This is a genomic window from Thermoleptolyngbya sp. M55_K2018_002 (assembly GCF_015295965.1).
GTDB lineage: Bacteria > Cyanobacteriota > Cyanobacteriia > Elainellales > Elainellaceae > Thermoleptolyngbya > Thermoleptolyngbya sichuanensis.
In genome coordinates, this window is record NZ_DVEA01000124.1 from 1 (window position 1) to 2,603 (window position 2,603).

General features: G+C 59.2%; 1 protein-coding gene. It reads left to right on the top strand.

Features of this window, described 5'->3' with window-relative positions; translation table 11 throughout:
* Positions 1–217: 217 nt before the first annotated feature.
* Positions 218–2,416: a hypothetical protein gene (locus tag IGS51_RS06095; protein WP_297077176.1), complete on the top strand. Its 2,199-nt coding sequence runs from the start codon at positions 218–220 to the stop codon at positions 2,414–2,416.
* The last annotated feature ends 187 nt before the right edge of the window (positions 2,417–2,603 follow it).

Below are 2,603 nucleotides of genomic sequence, written 5' to 3' on the forward strand. Positions count from 1 at the left end.
TTTTGGGAGAAGGGGCTGGGGGATGAGGGCAAACTTGCATAACTGGGATGCGCCCAATTCGGTCATATTGGTGAATAATGATATCTCGGATTCCAGCGATATCACTCCAGGGAAGTATTCTGGCGCTAACCTGGTAAAAAAATCGTTCTCAACTCCGATTTCTGTGTTAACAAGAGTAAGTCTGACTTAATGCCTCCCGCCCTGCCAGGTCAAATCGATGAGCGAGCCAAACTCTTCTCAAAACGAACAAGCCCAAAACTCGGCAAATCCGCCCTCCCCTTCAAGCTGGTTTGCGGGCTGGGCAGAGTTTTCGACGGAGCCGCCCGTAGAAGCCGCACCAGAATCTGCGCCCGCAGACCCGGACGTTCCGAATCGTGTTCATCATGTTCCGAGTAATGTTCCGACTGTTTCTAACCCTGAGGCAGCATCGTCCACGATCGGGTCTTGGGAAGAGTGGCAGCCTGTGAATTTTCCAAACGCCATCAGCGCAGACGCGATCGAGCGGCAGTCTGTATACGGCGAGGCGGTACAGGGCGAGGCAGCGAGTCCGCAGTTGGGTCGGCCGCAGCCGGGTCAGCCGCAGTTGGGTCAGCCGCAGCCGGGGCGATCGCATTTTATCCAGCCCCAGCGCAATACCGAATCTCGCAATCCTAGTTCGCCCAATACTTCGCCCAATGCAGCGCCTCAATCGGGTCAATCAGTGCCGCCGACCACGCGCCGCATTGTTCCAGAGCGCCCCAGTTGGGATGTGGTGGCTCCAGCCGCCAGCGAACCGGAGGCCGCTTCTCCCAACGTTGCCGATTTGATTAGCCTGATTCAAGAACTGAACCAATGCAACAACGCGCTGCTGGATCGCGTGTCGATGCTGGAGGATGCCCTAGAACAGCAGCAGGCTCGTGCGGCAACGGCGATCGCCGCTGATCAGGTGCAGGCCACCATTCAGCCCTTGGAGCAACAAATTGTTCAGCTTACGGAGCAACTGGAAGCGACCCAGCAGCTTAGCCATCGACAGCAGGTGTTGGCAGAAACCGTAACCCAGGAGCTAGCGCTGAGCCGAGAGCGGATTACGCAGCTTGAGCAAGAGAATCAGCTAGCCCAGCAGCGCTACGAAGAGCAGGCGCAGCGGCTGGCTCATAGCGAGGCCCTAGTTCGAGACTTGCAAACGCGGCTCCAGCGGCAACAGCGCTATACGCTCCAGTTCAAGGCGGCGTTGGAGCGTTGTTTGGAGGTTCCGGCAGCCCTGCTGGATACACCCGGAGGGGCGATCGCCCAGCCCACGCCACAGTCCACGCCTCAGCCTTGGCAGGCCCCTCCTGCCGCCGAACTGCTCTCGGCTCCGTCGATGTTGCCCAAAGCGGCGACGATCCGCCCGTGGTCAGCAGAATCCGCCGAATCAACAGTTCCCCCCAAGCTGGTCAATGTATTAGCCAACCAGCCCGAAAATGCGGAGGAAACGGCGGCGTGGCTGGGTGATGTGGTTTCCGCAGATGCCCTTTTGCCCAATGCCCTTTTGTCTAACGAAGCGGAACAGGGCCGTGTGTCCCTGCCAGGTTCTAGCCTTGCTCAAGGAGGGATTGCTCAAGAAGGGACTGATTCAGACCTGATTAATGCCGAGGGGACGGAATCTGTCGCTCCTCTGGACGAAGATGGCGATGCTGCAACGGTGACGACGAACGTCATTGCGTTTCAATTTGGAGCAGGAGCAAGCCACTCAACGCCAGCGGCGGCCGGTGCGTCGCCAGCGCTAGACCCCACGAACGCGGCTGCTTTGGAACTGAACCCACAAGCCAGTGCGGAACTGCGGGCGGCTGAACTTTCGGCGGCTGAACTTTCGGTTGCGGACAATGTGCGCTCTCTGTTCCGAGAGTTCACCGACCTGGTAAACGAAGTCGGCAGCGCTCCCAGCACTGACCCAAATGCAGAAACGAGCCTCTGGCAAGACCTGGCAAAGCTGGTGGAAGTCTCTGCCGAAGACTTGGTGCAGGCAGGGCTGATCGACCAGTTGGCGGCGCTTTCGACCGAGGCGATCGCCCCCGATGGCGAAATCCATCCGACGCAGCCAGCAGACGACCCCTCCCCAAACACGCCATCCCCCGCGCTGCATGGCGCTGAGGAATCCCAACTCCAGCCCCCGTCGGACAATTCGGTATCTCGCTCTGCTGCTTCGGCACCGATTCCCCCCATGCCGCCCCGACCGGTGTCCGTGCAGCCCAAATTGCTGACCATGCCCTTTGAAACCCATCGCTGGGCTGCTACGGCAGCAGAGTCTGCGGCTCCGGCTCGCCCGGATCGCAGTAATCCTGAAGCGACAGATCCCGAAGCCGCAGCGAACCTTGCGCCCGTGGTTTACCCCACGCGCCCATCCAAGAAGCTGTCGTCCCTGGCCGCCATTGACCTGCCCAACTTCCCCAAGTAGCCTCTATTTTGGGATTTTGGATTTTGGATTGGCGATGTTGGATGGCTAGAGAAGCGTTTGCGCGGCTTCTAGGGATAGAGATCAAATAGAGTTCCTCAGGCTAACCCCTGTTTGGGCACTGACATGCTTGAGATAGCCAACTTGCTGCCCTCATCCCCCAACCCCTTCTCCCAAGCGGGGAGAAGGG